This window comes from Amycolatopsis sp. NPDC051758 (assembly GCF_044453095.1).
GTDB lineage: Bacteria > Actinomycetota > Actinomycetes > Mycobacteriales > Pseudonocardiaceae > Amycolatopsis.
The window spans coordinates 253,359-268,737 of sequence record NZ_JBITCJ010000001.1 but is presented as its reverse complement, the minus strand read 5'-3'; the positions used below and the strand labels follow the sequence as shown (position 1 = coordinate 268,737).

The following is a 15,379-nucleotide window of genomic DNA, read 5'->3' as shown; positions in this document are numbered from 1 at the left end:
GTCAAGCGACATTGCTCGCTCCCTTCTCACGGGCCTTGTCGACCTCGCTGCGCAGTGATTCCCAGATGTCGGCGTAGAGCTTGCGGAACTCCTCGGTGAGCCGCAGCTCCTCGACCTTCCGCGGCCGCTCCAGGGGGATCTCGAAGGTGTCCTTCACGGTGGCCGGCGAGGAAGTCAGCACGACGACCTTGTCCGCCAGCGCGATCGCCTCGTCGAGGTCGTGCGTCACGAAGATCACCGCGGCCCCCGAACCGGACCACAGCCGCAGCAGCTCGTCCTGCATCAGCGCGCGGGTCTGCACGTCCAGCGCCGAGAACGGCTCGTCCATCAGCATGATCTTCGGCTTGGTGACGAGTGTCTGGGCCAGCGCGACACGCTTGCGCATGCCGCCGGAGAGCTGGTGCGGGTAGTACTTCTCGAACCCGGCGAGCCCGACGCGGGCGATCCAGTCGACGGCCTGCGCGCGGGCCTCGGCCTTCGACGCACCGCGGAAACGCGGGCCGGAGGCGACATTGTCCAGCACCGAGCGCCACGGCATCACGGCGTCGGTCTGGAACATGTACCCGACGCCGTCCGGGATGGACTTCACGTCTTCGCCGTTCACCTGCACCCGGCCGGCGGACGGCGGCTGCAGCCCCGAGACCAGCGAAAGCGTTGTCGACTTGCCGCAGCCGGTGGGGCCGACCACGGCGACGAACTCGCCGGGCTGGACGGTCATGGTCAGGTCGCGGACGGCCGTGTGCACGGAACCGGACCCGCTCGGGAACCGTTTGGTGGCTCCGGTGAGTTCGATCAGTGGGGGAACCATGGGGAGGTGACTCCTTCGTCACGTGGTGCCTGTCACGTTGGAAGGCACGTTAAGTACGGGGGTCGCCCAGGTGAAGCTTGTCGACGTTCTGCGTCGCAGCTGCGCGTTCTGAATGTTTTGCTCGTTTAGCGCACGCCCGTGAGCTGGGGGTATGTTCCGACCCATGCCAAAGTGGGCGCTCTTCCCGCGGATGCGGTTCAGCAGGCAGGTGCTGCTGCTGCAGATCGGCGTGGTCCTCCTCGTCGTCGGGATCGGCGTCGCGCTGATCAGCGTGCTGCTGAGCCGCACCCTCACCGACCAGTACGGGCAGCGGGCGCTGGCCATCGCGAAGTCGGTGGCGGCGGACCCGGTCGTCGTCGCCGACACCGCCGCGAAGCGCCCCGGCGGGGCCCTGCAGGAGCGCGCGCTCGCCGTGCGGGAGCGGACCGAGGCGTTGTTCGTGGTGATCACCGACAACAACAGCATCCGGCTGGCCCACCCGACGGCGAGCGAGATCGGCAAGCGTGTCAGCACCCCGGCCGACCGGGCGCTCGCCGGGTTCGACGAGGTCAGCGCGGTGCAGAGCGGCACGCTCGGGCTGTCCGTGCGCAGCAAGACGCCGATCTGGACAGCGGATCACCGGCGGGTGGTCGGCGAGGTGAGTGTCGGGTTCGACGTCGCCGACCCGACCGGCGCGTTCAACCAGCTGCTCGTCACCACCCTGCTGTTCGCGGGCGGTGCGCTGCTGCTCGGCGCGGGGGCGTCGGCGCTGCTCAACCGGCGGCTGCGGCGCGTGACGCACGGCCTCGAACCACACGAACTCACCGAGCTGCTCTACGAACGCGAAGCCGTGCTGCACGGCATCGGCGAGGGCGTGCTCGCCGTCGACGAGGCGAACCGCGTCTCGGTGCGCAACGACGAAGCCGAACGCCTCCTCGGCACCGAGCTCCCGATCGGCGCGGCGATGGCCGAGCTCGAGCTGTCGCCGCGGGTGCACAAGGCCGTCGCCGAGGGCCGGCCGGTGGACAATCTCCTTGCCGTGGCGGGGAACCGGGTCCTCGTCATCAACTCGCGGGCGGTGCACCTGGACGAACGGCCGATCGGCACCGTGCTGACCTTCCGCGACCGCACCGACCTCGACACGCTCACCCGCGAGCTCGACGGTATCCGCGCGCTGTCCGACGGCCTTCGCGCGCAACGGCACGAGTTCGCGAACCGGCTGCACACGCTCTACGGACTGCTCCAGCTCGGCCACCACACCGAAGCCGTCGAGTACCTGCAGACGCTCACGGACTCACCGTCGGCCCGCTCCAGCGAACTCGGTGACGCCGTCGCCGACCCGTACCTGCAGGCGCTCCTGGTCGCGAAAACCGAGCAGGCGCAGGAAAAGGGCCTCACGCTCACCCTCGCCGACGACACCTGGGTGCCCACGACGGTGACCGATCCGATCGCCGCGAACACCGTGATCGGCAACCTCGTCGACAACGCCCTGCACGCCGCGCGGATGGGTCCGCGGCGGCCGGCGACCGTCGAGATCTCCCTGCTCGCCGAGGCCGGCACGCTGCACGTGTCCGTTGTGGACAGTGGCCCCGGGGTGCCCGAAGACCTGCGGCGGACGTTGTTCGACGAAGGCGTCTCGACGAAGATCGCGCCCGGCCACGGGCTCGGCCTGGCGCTCGCTCGCCAAGCCGCCCGCGCCCGCGGCGGCGACGTCTGGCTGGCGAGCCCCGGCAACGGCGAGACCGGCGCCCTGTTCGTCGCCAAACTGCCCGGAATGCTGACGGAGGACGGATGATCCGCACGCTCATCGTGGACGACGACTTCCGGGTCGCCGGGGTGCACGCCGGGTTCGTCGAGGAGGTCGACGGGTTCGCGGTGGTCGGCACCGCGCACACCGCGGCCGAGGCTCGCGCCCGCGTGCGCGAGCTCTCGCCCGACCTGGTCCTGCTCGACGTCTACCTGCCCGACGAGTCCGGCCTGGCGGTGTTGCCGGAGCTGCAGACCGACACGATCGTGCTGTCCGCGGCGACCGACAGCGCGTCCGTGGCCGCGGCGATCCGGGCCGGCGCACTGAACTACCTGATCAAGCCGTTCACCACGCGCCAGCTCGCGGAACGCCTGACGTCGTACGCGCGCTTCCGCGGCCTGCTCACCGCCGACCGGCCGATGGCCCAGGACGACGTCGACCGCGCGTACCGGGTGCTGCACGATCAGGACCGGACGTCCGCGCCGAAGGGCCAGTCGACGGCGACGTCCCGGCTCGTCTCGGAGCAGCTGCGGCGCGCGGGGCGTCCGCTGTCGGCGGCGGAGGTCGCCGGTGAACTGGGCATGGCGCGGGCGACGGCGCAGCGGTACCTCACGGCGCTGGCGGAGTCCGGGACGATCCAGATGCGGCTGCGCTACGGCGCCACCGGGCGCCCCGAGCACGAGTACCGCTGGTCCGGCGCCTGACTCAGCGGCGGGTGGTCGTCTCCGAGCGGTACTGGTACTGCTGCATCATGCTTTCGGCGGCGTTCACCCAGACCTGGACCGGGTTGGTGGTCGACGGCGGCGGCGGTGACGGCAGGTCGACGCGCGGCACGTCCTCCTCGGAAGACTTCTTCTTCGGCTGCGGTTTCGCCTGCGCCTGAACGGTCTTCGGGGCCGGCTTCGCGGGCACCGCCACGTACACGGTGGTCGGCGGCGGCGTGACCGCCGGCGCCTGCGGGGCCTGCGGCTGCGGCGCGGGCCCCTCGGCGACGGCCGGGCGCGGGTCCAGCTGGGCGACGTCGTCGGCCGGCGGCGAGCCGGCCAGGCCACCGGACAGCATTCCGCCACCCAGCCATCCGACCGCGACGAGCAGCACCGCGGCGCCGCTGCCGAGCCACGTGCGGGCGCGCCGCCGGATCACCACCGACTTGGGGCGCACGTCCTGGTCGCACACCGGTGGCCGGGTGTAGATCTGCTCGAGCTCCGGCAGGTCGTCGTCGGTGCGGCGGCGCTGCGGCAGGCTCGCCGCGATGATGCCGGTGCGATCCAGCAGCTCCACCGCGGTGTCGCCGGACGGACGGGTCGCACTGCGGGTTGCGGTGCGAAGCATCAAGGACCTCCGGTACGGGGCTCGTGGACCCCAAGCATTCTGGACCATTTCGGACGGTCCTGTCAGAAACGCAACTCCATTGAGTGAAGCAGCTCTCCGACGGGCAACCCGAACAAGGCGATCCAGAGTGTCCTGAAGACTCCTTCCCCGGCCAGGGGGTTCGCCCGAAAGTCGCAATACGAAAAGCTGTTCAGCTTTCCATCTGCTTGAGGCCGAGCCGCGCCAGCACCGCCAGCGGCCGCTGGTAAGCCGAGCCCAGGACGCGCGGGATGGCGTCGATCACGTAGGCGTCCGGTCCGATGAGGATCCGCGCCGACTTCCGCTCGATCCCGCGCAGGATCGTCTGTGCCGCCTTTTCCGGTGTGGTCTTGGCGATGCGCTCGAAGCCCACGGCGGCCTTCTCCTGGTCGTCGCCGATGCTTCGCGCGTTGCGCACGATGTTGGTTTTGATCCCACCCGGGTGCACGCAGCTGACCGCGACCGGGTGCCGCGCGATCAGCATTTCCTCGCGCAATGCCTCGGTGAATCCGCGGACCGCGAACTTCGCCGCGTTGTACGCGCTCTGCGTCGGCACGCCGACAAAGCCGAAGACGCTGGAAATGTTCACGACGTGCCCGTCGCCGGAGGCGATCAGGTGCGGCAGGAAGGCCTTCGTGCCGTTCACCACGCCGCCGAGGTTGATCCCCATCAGCCAGTCGTAGTCCTCGAAGGTCATCTCCTCGACGGTCGCGCCGAGCGCAACACCGGCGTTGTTCACGATGACGTTGACACCCCCGAACTCACCCGCGACCTCCTCGGCGTGCGCGAGCACGGCGGCCCGGTCGGCGACGTCCAGGGTGTAGGCCCGCGCTTTGTCCCCGGCCAGCTTCGCGGTCTCCTCGGCGTTCGCGGAGTTGACGTCGGAGAGGGCGACGCGCGCCCCGCGCCGGGCGAACTCCAGCGAAAGCGCCCGGCCGATCCCCGAGCCCGCCCCGGTGATCACCACGACCTTGTCCGCGAACTGCTTCATCGGCCCTCCCTAGGTGTTACTCCCGAGTTACGGATACTAGCGGCTGTGAGCTTGCTGTGGGTGTGCTCGTTGTGCCGGAGCGAAGTCTTATGGTGATCTGGTCGGAGCCCGGGGACGAGCGGACAGGAGGCGATGCGCGTGCGGCGGCCCGCCGTCCTGCTCATCCTCGCCGCGGTCCTGCTGCTGGGCGCGGCCTTCGTCGTGGTCTTCGCCGGCCGGCGGACGCAGCCCGCGGCCGCCACGGCTCCGGAAGCCGCTCCGGTCGTGGCCCCGGACTCCAGTCCCGCGGTCGGCGCGCTGTTCCTCGACGGCTCGCACTACTGCACCGCCAGCGTCGTGCACAGCCAGCAGGGTGACGTGCTGCTGACCGCCGCCCACTGCATCCACGACGGCGAGGGCGGCGACTACCTCACCGGCGTCACCTTCGCGCCCGGCTACCACGACGGGGTGGCGCCGTTCGGCTTCTGGACGGTGTCCGACGAGCTGGTCGCGCCGGGCTGGACCGCGTCGTCGGACCAGGACCTCGACGTCGGCTTCGCCACCGCGCACCAGACGGGCGCGACGAAGTCGCTGGAGAGCCTGGTCGGCGCGAACACGCTGGCCACCGGCGGCGAGTTCGAGCAGGCCATCACCCTCACCGGCTACCCGGACGACTCCGAGACCCCGGCCGTCTGCCGGAACACCACCAGCCGGCAGGACACCTACCAGCTGAAGGTGGACTGCGCGGGCTTCCCGACCGGCACGAGCGGCGGCCCGTGGGTGGCCGGCCAGGACCCGCGGACCCGGCTCGGCACGGTGATCGGCGTCATCGGCGGTTTCGAGTACGGCGGCGACGACCCCGACACGTCGTACTCGAGCTACTTCGACACGGACGTCCAGGCGCTCTACCGGCAGACGACCGCCCGCGCCTGACCCGGCATGATGCGGGGTATGACCGACCCCGTCGACGTACCCATCACCGGCGAGCCGATCCGGCTCGGCCAGTTCCTCAAGCTCGCCGGCCTCGCCGAAGACGGCTCCCACGCGAAGGACCTGATCGACGCGGAGGAGGTCACGGTCAACGGCGAGGTCGAGACCCGCCGCGGCCGTCAGCTGACCGACGGCGACGTCGTGGCGGTGGGCCCCGACCGCGGCAGGGTCGTCCTGGTCCGCTAACCCACGCTGGTCAGCGGCGGCAGGCCGAGTGACGCGGCCAGCGCGTCCAGCTCGCGCCGCACCGGCCCGCCGAGTGGCACGCCGAGCGCCCGGCACTGCTCGAGGTGCTGGGCCTCGCGCCAGCCCGGGTAGCGGATCGGCGCGCCGCCCTCCCAGCCGAGCATGCTGCCGAACAGCGCGCTGGCCGCGCGGTAGAAGCCGTCGGCGCTGCGCAATGTGGTCGGGGCGATCGCCAGGACCAGCAGGCCCGTGTCGTGCTCGTGGTCGGCGACGCCCGACAGCACACCGGCGAGGACCTCGACCAGCAGCGTCAGCCCGGCGCCTTCCGAGCCGGAGCGGTCCATGTCGAAGACGAACTCGGGGTACGCGCCGCCCGGGGCCGCCATGCCCAGCGGGTTCATCGGCTGGCCGGGCTCACCACCCGCGGCCAGCACCAGCCCGATCATCGCGTGCGGCAGGGCGCGCGCGGCGTGGTGCCCGGCCCGGCCGAACGGCCCGATGCCACGCAGGGAAACGAGCCCGACGCCGAAGCGGCCGGCCCGCGTCACCGCCCGGTCCATCGCGTCCCCGACGGCCCAGAGCCCGGACGCGCGGCGGTAGTCGATCAGCGCGGCGGCGCCGCGGTCGGCGATCATCAACGGCTCGGCGCGCGGCACGACGAGCCCGTTCTCCAGCATCGGCAGGTGGACGCGGGTCAGGTCGGCGACGCCGGTCTCCGGCGACCCGGTGAGATCGCCGTGGCACAGCGCTTCGGCCGCGATGCGGGCGCGTGCTTCGGGGAAGCCGTGGGCGGCGAAGACGTGTGCCACGAGGGTGACCAGCTCGTCGGCCCGCACGCGGGGCCAGGCCTGTTCCGGGATCGGGGTTTCCGGCGGAGCTTCTTCGAGGATGCCGGGATCGGGACGGGCGGAGCGGAAGGGACGCGGTCTGAGAGGCACTTCCCCGACACTGCCCAACCGCGGGCAGCAGCGTCAACGACGCCGGGGACAGCCAACCCGACCGTGTGATCGGGGGCTCCGAAGCGTCGTACCCTGGGCGGCATGTGCCGAAACATCACCACCCTCCGAGGGCTCCAGCCGGCCGCGACGGGCGAGGAGATCGAGGCCGCGGCCCGCCAGTACGTCCGCAAGGTGACCGGGGTCCAGTCCCTCTCGGACGCCACGCGCGAGCCGTTCGAAGCCGCCGTCGCCGAGATCACCGAAATCACCACGCGGCTGCTGGAGCAGCTGCCCGAACGCCGCCAGCCGCCGGCGACCGTGCCGCCGCTGCGCCGGCCGGAGGTGCAGGCGAGGATCGCCGCGAAGGCCCTGCGCCAGCCCTGATCCACCAAAACTGTCGGTCCCGCTCGATACGCTGCCGGCATGAGCGGACAGGCTTTGGTGCTGGGCGGCGGCGGGCTCGCCGGGATCGCGTGGACGACGGGGTTGCTCGCCGGGCTGGCCGGCCACGGCCAGGACCTCACCGGCGCGGACCTGCTCGTCGGGACGTCGGCGGGTGCGGCGGTCGCGGCGCAGGTGACCAGCGGCGTTTCCCTGGAGGAGCTGCTCGCCCGCCAGACCGACCCGGCGCGTCAAACACCCGAGATCCCGGCCGAAATCGACTTCGAGCAGTTCGCCGCCGACTTCGGCGGCGCGGTCACGGGCGCCACCTCTCCGGCTGAGGTGCGCCGCGCGGTGGGCAAGCTCGCGCTGGCGGCGGACACGGTGTCCGAAGCGGACCGGCGCGCGGTGATCGCGGCTCGCCTGCCGGTGCACGAGTGGCCGGCGCAGCGCTTGGTGATCGTCGCGGTGGACGCGGAAACCGGGGAGCCGTGGCAGTTCGACCGCGCGTCCGGCGTGCCGCTGGTCGACGCGGTGGCGGCGAGCTGCGCGGTCCCGGGCGTCTGGCCCGCGGTGACCATCAACGGCCGCCGTTACGTCGACGGCGGTGTCCGCTCGGGTGAGAACGCGGACTACGCGACCGGCTTCACGCGGGTCACGGTCGTCTCGCCGCTGGGCGTGGAATCCCCGCTGCCGATGGAGAAACCACTGCTCACGGTGCTCGACGACCTGCGCGCGAAGGGCGCGGAGGTCACGCTGGTCACCCCGGACGAGGCGTCGGTGACGGCGTTCGGCGACAACCCGCTGGATCCGGCGACCCGCAAGCCGGCCGCCGAAGCGGGCCTCGCCCAGGGCGCGGCGCTCACGCTGAGCTGGACCTAGCCCGCCGTCGCCGGGCGAGGAGCAGCAGGCCGCCGAACCCGGCGACGAGCCCGGCCACGGGAATGGCCAGGACCCACGCCCCCGGCAGCCACAGCTCGCCCGCGGTGTCGGTGCAGCCGCCGCCGTCGTGGGGCCGGCAGCGGACTTCGATGCGGGTGCCCCGCACGTAACCGGGGCCGAGCCACCGGTGCTCACGGCGGTCGTACCGCGTGTCGAGCCGCACGTCCCGATACCGTTCGCCACCCGGCTCGTCGACGCGCGCGACCACCTTGTCCAGGGCGACGACCCGGTCCACCGTCGCAGTGGTGACAGCGGAGCCGGCGCGGTCTCTGAGAGCGCCCACGACGACCCAGCTTCCGATGACGGACGCCACCAGGATCACCAGCAAGAGGATCGAGCCCACGGTCGGGGCCGGGCCCCGGGCTTCCGGTCGCGCGTCCATGCGCAGTGCACGTCCCAGGCACGGCCAAGGTTGCCGCGAACTCCGTCGGCTAGGCTCGTGGGGCGAGGTAGCGTGTCCGAGCGGCCGAAGGAACATGTCTTGAAAACATGCGAGGGGGCAACCTCTCCGTGGGTTCGAATCCCACCGCTACCGCTCCGGATCCCGGGCGCGGAGTAGCCGCGCCCGGGTTCAGCCCTCGACCTCCGACAGGTGGTCCAGCACCCGCTCGAACGCCGCGGCGATCGTCGCCTGTTCCGCCGGGCTCAGCAGGTCGATGAGGTGCTCGCGCACCCCTTCCAGGTGCGTCGGCGCCGCGGTCTGCAGCAGGGCGTTGCCCGCGTCCGTCAGCTCCGTGATGACACCGCGCTTGTCCTCCGGGTCGCGCACGCGCCGGACGAGCCCCGCGTCCTCGAGCCGGCCGACCTGGTGGGACAACCGGCTCTTCGTCGACCCCATCAGCACGGCCAGTTCCGACATCCGCATCCGCTGCCCGGGCTGGAACTCCAGGCAGACGAGCACCTCGTAGTCGGTCAGCGACACCGCGTGCTGGTCGGACAGTTCGCGGTGCAGCCGCTGCCGCAGCCGCAGCGTCGCGACGATGTAGGAGCGCCAAGCAGCCATCTCGGCTTCGTTCAACCAACGCACAGGCCGCTCCTCGGTCATAAGGCAGCCTAGAACGGTGATCAAGGGACCGCGCGGTCCGAGTCCGAACTGCGTGCCGGTAAAAATACCGTCGCAACATCGCCCGAAGGTGGGGTTACGAAAAGGTTGAGACTCGGCCGGAAAAGGCGCATTCTGCTTGTGGCGGAAGGTCGGCCAGGGTATGCGGCTCGGCAACGGTGACGTGCCGGCCCGGCCCCCCGCCGGGAGAGGTCAGGTGGTTGCGTGACGGGTGATTCTCGCGGTTGACCGCCCAGCTGTGTCCCCGCGACCGGAACGGCATCGAACGGGCCGGGCGCGATTGTGAACAGCTCTACGCGCGGGCTTCCATGCGCCTCACGCATTCGGCGTCGATCGGGCCTGGTTCCGGTCACGGCCTCGGCAGCCGTGACGACAGCGCCTGCACGCCGGCCCGAACGCGGCCAACCGCTCGACCAAAGACATACCTCGGTACAGAGCCCGGGTTGCAGCCGTCAGCGCGACGGACGCGGCCCGGGCTCGTTACCGCGCCCGGTGCCGAGCGGCGCAGTACCATCTGCGCGTGAGATTCGACGACGACGCCGGCCTGGACGCTTCCGAAGTCCAGGACCTGCGCGGCAGCGGCGGTGGTGGCGGCGGCGGGATCGGCGGCCGCGTGGCGCTCGGCGGTGGTGGGCTCGGCGTGGTGGGCGTCATCATCTACTTCGTGCTCTCCCAGCTCGGCGGCGTCAGCATCGGCGGCGACGGCGGGAGCGGCCTGAGCGGCGGGCTCGGGAGCGTCGGCTCCGGGCAGCAGGTGGACAACTCCAAGCTCGCCGGTGAGTGCAAGACGGGCGCCGACGCGAACAAGAACCACGACTGCGCGATCGTCGCGATCGTCAACTCCGTCCAGGACTACTGGACGCAGCAGTTCTCGCGCTCCGGCTCGACCTACCGGAAGGCGCCGACCAACTTCTTCAACGGCGGGGTGCGCACCGGCTGCGGCAGCGCGACCTCCGACACCGGGCCGTTCTACTGCCCGGCCGACTCCGAGGTCTACATCGACCTCACCTTCTTCGACGAGCTGAAGACCCGCTTCGGCGCGCAGGGCGGCCTCTTCACCGAGGCGTACGTGCTCGCCCACGAGTACGGCCACCACGTTCAGAACCTGCTCGGCACGTCGAAGAAGGGCACCGGCACCGGCCCGACGTCCGGTTCGGTGCGGCTCGAGCTGCAGGCCGACTGCTACGCCGGCGTCTGGGCCAACCACGCCTCGACCACGCCGACCGAGAGCGGCAAACCGCTGATCAGCGACGTCACGCAGGACGACATCGCGTCGGCGCTGGACACCGCGTCCCGCATCGGCGACGACTACATCCAGGAGAACCTCGGCGGCGGCCAGGTCGACCGCTCGAAGTTCACCCACGGCACGTCCGCGCAGCGCAAGAAGTGGTTCACCACCGGCTTCCAGACCGGCGAGCCGGCACGCTGCGACACCTTCGCCACCAGCAATCTGGGCTAACGCACGACGAAGGGGCCGTCCCGGCGGGACGGCCCCTTCGGTCTGTTCTCAGGCGGTCAGCGCGTGCGGGTCGCCGGCCACGGCGTGCGCGGAGAAGTTCCGCTGCGCACCGCGTTCGGCGGCCTTCTGCTTGGCCGTCTTCGCCTTGCCCGGCTTGACGCCGTTGACGCTCTCGGTGCTCGTCGCGTAGACGCCGAGGGCCCAGGCGAGGCCGTCGGAGTTGCGGTCCAGCGCGACCCGGTCGATGTTGCCCAGGTTGTCGCAGGCCTGGTGGTAGCACGGGTCGAACGCGATGCCGGCCGTGCCGCCCCACTTCGCCGCCTGCGCCGGGGTCTTCAGGACCTCGGCACCGGTGTCGAGACCGCCGGCCGGGATGCCGACGGCGATGAACTCGCCGTAGTCCGAACGCCCGGTGAAGTCGGTGCCTTCGAGGGCCACCCCGCGCGCGGCCTGCAGGTAGTCGACGAAGGTCTTCTCGATCTGCGCCGAGCCGTACGGGCCGGGGCCCGCACCGACGCCGTCGGAGTCGTCACCGTCGTAGGCGAAGTACCCGGCGTTCGGCGAGCCGATCATGTCGAAGTTCAGGTACAGCGCGATGTCGAGCTGCTGCTCGAAGCTCAGCGAGTCGACGTAGTAGGTCGAGCCGATCAGGCCGAACTCCTCCGCGCTCCAGAAGCCGAAGCGGACGGCGTTGTTCGCCTTCGGGCTGCTCCCCAGCTGCAGCGCCGTCTCGAGCAGGGCCGCCGAGCCGCTGCCGTTGTCGTTGATGCCGGGGCCGGCCGGGACGCTGTCGAGGTGCGACCCGAGCATCACGACGTTGTCCTTGCGCCCGGTCTTGGTCTCGGCGATGACGTTGTAGCTGGTCCGCGCCTCCTGGAAGGCCCGCAGCTCCAGCGTCACGGCCTGCCCGCCCAGGGTCGCCAGCTGCGCGCCCGCGGCCGCCGTCACGCCACCGGTCGGGATCTTCGCGTCGGCCGGGTCCCCCAGCGTGCCGTTCAGGTCGCCGTCGGTGTTGTTGTAGACGATGGCGCCGATCGCGCCCGCGGCCGCGGCCGTCGCCTGCTTCTGCGCGAACGAGCAGCCACCGCGCTTGATCAGCGCGATCTTGCCCGCGACGTCCGCGGTGTAGTCGGTGGCCTCGCAGCCGCTGGTGTCGTCGACCGCGACGACGGACAGCGGCGCGGTGATGCCGCCGACCGGGGTCGACGGGGTGTACTCCATCGCGATGATCGGCACGTTCGCGCCGCCCGCGGTGAGCTTCTCGGCCAGGGTCTCCGCGTAGGTGAACGGGAACTCCTGGCGGGTCACCTGGAAGCCGGCCGCCTCGAGCTTGGTGGCGATGTACTCGGCGGACTTCTTGTGGCCGTCGGTGCTGGCCGCCCGCGTGCCGCCGTTGGTGTCGGCGATCCGCTGCAGGGCGATGAGGTGCCGGTTGACGCCGTTGACGTCGACCTTCTTGACGAGCTGCTTGGCCAGTGCGGGGCCGTCGGGGACCGTGCTGACGGCGGCGGCGGCCGGGGTGAGGCCGAGCACCAGCGTCGCTCCGGCGGCCAGGGCCACCGGAGGGAGGAATCTCTTTCGGAAGAGTGACATGGTTGCTCACCTTTGTTCGATATGAGAAGTACGTCAATGCGTCATTCGGCGGGAACTTCGGCGGCCGGTATACGGTCGACGTATGTACGCGATCACCATCCGTGAGCCGGGCGAGCCGGACGTTCTCGAATGGACGCAGGTCGCTGATCCGCGACCCGGGGCCGGCGAGGTCCTCCTGGACGTCGCGGCGAGCGCCGTGAACCGGGCCGACCTGCTGCAGCGGAAGGGCCACTATCCCCCGCCGCCGGGCGCCAGCGAGACGATCGGGCTCGAGTGTTCGGGCACGATCGCGGAACTCGGCGAAGGTGTCGAAGGCTGGAACGTCGGCGACGAGGTCTGCGCGCTGCTCGCGGGCGGCGGCTACGCGGAGAAGGTCGTCGTGCCGGCCGGGCAGCTGCTGCCGGTGCCGGGCGAGGTCGACCTGATCACCGCGGCCGGGCTGCCCGAGGTGGCCTGCACGGTGTGGGCGAACGTCGTGATGCACGCGAAGCTCACCGAAGGCGAGGTGCTGCTGGTCCACGGCGGCGCCGGCGGCATCGGCACGCACGCGATCCAGGTGGGCAAGGCGCTCGGCGCGACCGTCGCGGTCACCGCGGGTTCGGCGTCACGGCTCGAAAGCTGCCGCCAGCTCGGCGCCGACATCACCATCAACTACAAGGAAGAGGACTTCGTCGAGGTGCTCCGCAAGGAGACCGGCGGCGCGAACGTCATCCTCGACAACATGGGCGCGTCCTACCTCGGCCGCAACATCGACGCGCTGGCGACCGACGGCCGGCTCGTGATCATCGGCATGCAGGGCGGGGTGAAGGGCGAGCTGAACGTCGGCGCGCTGCTCGGCAAGCGGGCCGAGGTGTTCGCGGCGGGCCTGCGCTTCCGGCCGCTGGACCAGAAGGCGGCGATCGTCGCCGACGTCCGCGAACGCCTGTGGCCGCTGGTTGCGGAGGGCGCCGTCAAGCCGATCATCGGCCAGGTCGTCCCGATGGCCGAAGCCGCGTCCGCGCACCGCGCCCTGGAAGAGGGCAGTGTGTTCGGGAAGATCCTGCTGGCCGCGAAGTCCTAGCGCAGTTCTTCGAGCACCCGCACGAGCTGGTTGATTTCGAAGACGTTGGAGTAGTGGGCGAGCCCGATCCGCACGGCGCCGCCCACTTCTCCGACACCGAGTGACGCGAAGACGCCTGCTGCGCCGTCATCGGCGAAGGCGCACAACCCCTGCGAAGCCAGGTATTCGGCGACCTCGGGCGCCTTCTTGCCGGCGACGGCGAAGGCGAGCGCCGGGATGCGGCGCATGGCGTTGCCGATGACCATGATGTGCCGCAACGACAGCAGTTCCGTCGACAGCTGCGCGAGCAGCCCGGCGTGGTACGACTTCGCCGAGCCGAGCGAGGTGACCAGCCGCTCGCGCCGGGAGCCGGACGCGGCGTCGTCGAGGCCGGCGAGGTAGTCGATGGACGCGATCAGCCCGGCCAGCAACGGGTAGGCGTGCGGGCCCAGCTCGAGCCGGGCCGCACCGCGCGCCGCCGGGTCGAGCGAGACGGACGAGATGCGTTCGATCAGCTCGGGGTCGCGGAACACCAGCGCGCCCACCGAAGGCCCGCCCCAGGCCTGCGCGGACACGACCATGACGTCGGCGCCGAGGGCGTTGATGTCCAGCGGGAGGAACGGCGCGGCGTACGTGGCGTCGACCACGACCAGCGCGCCGACCCGCTTGGCGAACTCGATGATCGTCGGCACGTCCGGCCGGGTGCCGACGGAGCCGGACGCGAGCGTGACCGCGACGGCCTTCGTGCGCGCCGACACCAGCTGCTCGTACTGCCACGCGGGCAGCTCGCACGTCTCGATGTCGATCTCGCCCCACCGCACGACCGCGCCGACGCGCTTCGCGGCGCGTTGCCACGGCGCGAGGTTGGCTTGTTCGTCGAGCCGGGAGACGACGACCTCGTCGCCGATCGTCCAGCGCTCGGCGAGCGCGTCGCAGAGCCGGCGCAGCATCACCGGCGAGCTCGGCCCGAGCACCACGGCGGCCGGGTCGGCCCCGACCAGGTCGGCCACGGCCCGGCGGGCCGCGGTCACGATGCTTTCCGCGCGTTGTGAGGCCGGAAACGCTCCGCCCGGCCCCGACACCGGGGCGCGCATCGCCGTGGAAACGGCCGAAGCGACCTGTTCCGGGACCAGCATTCCGGCGGCGCCGTCGAAGTGAATCCAGCCGTCACCCAGCGCGGGAAAGAGCCCACGGATACGAGCGACGTCGAACGCCATGGGGACACCGTACGGACGTGCGGTTTCGCCGTGCGTCCGGGGTTGGGTGGAGAGCCACCGGAAAGCCGGAGAGCCGCTACGCTCGGAGACGGACGCCCCTCGGGCGTCGCGGAGCGTGTTGAACGCAAGCCAGGATGGAGCACATGACCGAGCCGAACTTCCGGGAATCGGGCACAGCGGGTGACGCCGACCACGAATCTTCACCCCACGTGGTGGTAGTCGGACCGGACGGCTCACCTGTCGAGGGCGCGGAGCACGCCGAAGCGGTGGGCGAGCTCATCGAAGAGCCCGCGAAGGTGATGCGGATCGGCACGATGATCAAGCAGCTCCTGGAGGAGGTCCGGGCGGCCCCGCTCGACGACGCGTCCCGCACCCGCGTGCGCGAGATCCACCAGACGTCGGTGAAGGAGCTGTCCAACTCGCTGGCGCCGGAGCTGCGCGACGAGCTGGAGCGTCTGGTCCACCCGTTCACCGACGATTCGACACCGTCGGACGCGGAGCTGCGGATCGCGCAGGCGCAGCTGGTCGGGTGGCTCGAGGGGTTGTTCAGCGGGATACAGACCGCACTGTTCGCCCAGCAGATGGCGGCGCGGGTTCAGCTCGAGCAGATGCGGCGGGGGTTGCCGGCCGGGCCTTCGGCGAGTGGTGGGCTTGAGGGGCATGGGCACGGGCCCGGGATTTCGGGGACGGGTCAGTACCTCTGACGGTTTTTGTGAA

At 71.2% G+C, this 15,379-nt stretch carries 17 protein-coding genes and 1 tRNA gene; 10 read left to right on the top strand and 8 right to left on the bottom strand.

The genetic code is table 11. From position 1 onward, the window contains the following. Position 1: 1 nt before the first annotated feature. Positions 2–808: an ABC transporter ATP-binding protein gene (locus ACIA5G_RS01370; RefSeq protein WP_395920251.1), complete on the bottom strand. Its 807-nt coding sequence runs from the start codon at positions 806–808 to the stop codon at positions 2–4. A gap of 190 nt (positions 809–998) precedes the next feature. Here ACIA5G_RS01370 and ACIA5G_RS01365 point away from each other — a divergent pair, with 190 nt between their 5' ends. Then, positions 999–2,582 (top strand): ATP-binding protein, encoded by a 1,584-nt coding sequence (locus ACIA5G_RS01365; protein ID WP_395921840.1) that lies wholly within the window; start codon positions 999–1,001, stop codon positions 2,580–2,582. Further along, positions 2,579–3,238, top strand: a complete 660-nt coding sequence (locus tag ACIA5G_RS01360; protein WP_395920250.1) for a response regulator — start codon at positions 2,579–2,581, stop codon at positions 3,236–3,238. Before ACIA5G_RS01365 ends, ACIA5G_RS01360 begins: the two co-directional genes overlap by 4 nt. A 1-nt stretch (position 3,239) precedes the next feature. On the opposite strand, the gene ACIA5G_RS01355 is transcribed toward ACIA5G_RS01360, so the two are convergent. Together ACIA5G_RS01355 and ACIA5G_RS01350 are read right to left on the bottom strand one after the other, a co-directional pair. After that, positions 3,240–3,866, bottom strand: coding sequence for a hypothetical protein (locus ACIA5G_RS01355; RefSeq protein ID WP_395920249.1), 627 nt, complete (start codon positions 3,864–3,866; stop codon positions 3,240–3,242). Positions 3,867–4,056: 190 nt separating this feature from the next. After that, entirely contained in the window at positions 4,057–4,875 is an 819-nt protein-coding gene (locus tag ACIA5G_RS01350; protein WP_395920248.1) for an SDR family NAD(P)-dependent oxidoreductase, read from the bottom strand. Positions 4,876–5,007: 132 nt separating this feature from the next. Between ACIA5G_RS01350 and ACIA5G_RS01345 the strand changes: the two genes are divergently transcribed. Continuing rightward, the gene (locus ACIA5G_RS01345; protein WP_395920247.1) at positions 5,008–5,787 is read left to right on the top strand and encodes a trypsin-like serine peptidase; all 780 of its coding nucleotides are present in this window, start codon (positions 5,008–5,010) and stop codon (positions 5,785–5,787) included. Between the two features lie 18 nt (positions 5,788–5,805). Beyond that, complete coding sequence (locus ACIA5G_RS01340) at positions 5,806–6,030, top strand: RNA-binding S4 domain-containing protein (RefSeq protein ID WP_395920246.1); 225 nt, start codon at positions 5,806–5,808, stop codon at positions 6,028–6,030. Here the strand turns inward: ACIA5G_RS01340 and ACIA5G_RS01335 are convergent. Then, a complete protein-coding gene (locus ACIA5G_RS01335; RefSeq protein ID WP_395920245.1) occupies positions 6,027–6,968 on the bottom strand; it encodes an Ldh family oxidoreductase in 942 nt (313 codons plus the stop codon). The two genes, ACIA5G_RS01340 and ACIA5G_RS01335, sit on opposite strands and share 4 nt — an antisense overlap. Positions 6,969–7,070: 102 nt before the next feature. Here ACIA5G_RS01335 and ACIA5G_RS01330 point away from each other — a divergent pair, with 102 nt between their 5' ends. Next, positions 7,071–7,352: a DUF2277 domain-containing protein gene (locus ACIA5G_RS01330; protein ID WP_395920244.1), complete on the top strand. Its 282-nt coding sequence runs from the start codon at positions 7,071–7,073 to the stop codon at positions 7,350–7,352. 39 nt (positions 7,353–7,391) lie between these two features. Continuing rightward, positions 7,392–8,231, top strand: a complete 840-nt coding sequence (locus tag ACIA5G_RS01325) for a patatin-like phospholipase family protein (protein WP_395920243.1) — start codon at positions 7,392–7,394, stop codon at positions 8,229–8,231. On the opposite strand, the gene ACIA5G_RS01320 is transcribed toward ACIA5G_RS01325, so the two are convergent. Beyond that, positions 8,212–8,673 carry a hypothetical protein gene (locus ACIA5G_RS01320; protein ID WP_395920242.1) on the bottom strand — a complete coding sequence of 154 codons (462 nt, stop codon included), beginning with the start codon at positions 8,671–8,673 and terminating at the stop codon, positions 8,212–8,214. The genes ACIA5G_RS01325 and ACIA5G_RS01320 overlap by 20 nt on opposite strands. A gap of 66 nt (positions 8,674–8,739) precedes the next feature. Between ACIA5G_RS01320 and ACIA5G_RS01315 the strand changes: the two genes are divergently transcribed. Further along, a tRNA-Ser gene (locus ACIA5G_RS01315) sits at positions 8,740–8,826 on the top strand. Between the two features lie 36 nt (positions 8,827–8,862). On the opposite strand, the gene ACIA5G_RS01310 is transcribed toward ACIA5G_RS01315, so the two are convergent. Further along, positions 8,863–9,336, bottom strand: coding sequence for a MarR family winged helix-turn-helix transcriptional regulator (locus tag ACIA5G_RS01310; RefSeq protein ID WP_395920241.1), 474 nt, complete (start codon positions 9,334–9,336; stop codon positions 8,863–8,865). A 538-nt stretch (positions 9,337–9,874) separates the two neighbouring features. Between ACIA5G_RS01310 and ACIA5G_RS01305 the strand changes: the two genes are divergently transcribed. Continuing rightward, complete coding sequence (locus tag ACIA5G_RS01305) at positions 9,875–10,813, top strand: neutral zinc metallopeptidase (RefSeq protein WP_395920240.1); 939 nt, start codon at positions 9,875–9,877, stop codon at positions 10,811–10,813. A 48-nt stretch (positions 10,814–10,861) separates the two neighbouring features. Here the strand turns inward: ACIA5G_RS01305 and ACIA5G_RS01300 are convergent, their stop codons facing one another. Then, positions 10,862–12,406 (bottom strand): M28 family metallopeptidase, encoded by a 1,545-nt coding sequence (locus tag ACIA5G_RS01300; RefSeq protein WP_395920239.1) that lies wholly within the window; start codon positions 12,404–12,406, stop codon positions 10,862–10,864. A gap of 82 nt (positions 12,407–12,488) precedes the next feature. On the opposite strand from ACIA5G_RS01300, the gene ACIA5G_RS01295 reads away from it, so the two are divergent. Beyond that, positions 12,489–13,466, top strand: a complete 978-nt coding sequence (locus ACIA5G_RS01295) for an NAD(P)H-quinone oxidoreductase (RefSeq protein WP_395920238.1) — start codon at positions 12,489–12,491, stop codon at positions 13,464–13,466. Here ACIA5G_RS01295 and ACIA5G_RS01290 read toward each other — a convergent pair. Next, complete coding sequence (locus ACIA5G_RS01290) at positions 13,463–14,662, bottom strand: cysteine desulfurase-like protein (RefSeq protein ID WP_395920237.1); 1,200 nt, start codon at positions 14,660–14,662, stop codon at positions 13,463–13,465. The two genes, ACIA5G_RS01295 and ACIA5G_RS01290, sit on opposite strands and share 4 nt — an antisense overlap. A 134-nt stretch (positions 14,663–14,796) precedes the next feature. Between ACIA5G_RS01290 and ACIA5G_RS01285 the strand changes: the two genes are divergently transcribed. Continuing rightward, a complete protein-coding gene (locus tag ACIA5G_RS01285) occupies positions 14,797–15,366 on the top strand; it encodes a bacterial proteasome activator family protein (RefSeq protein ID WP_395920236.1) in 570 nt (189 codons plus the stop codon). Positions 15,367–15,379: the final 13 nt, after the last annotated feature.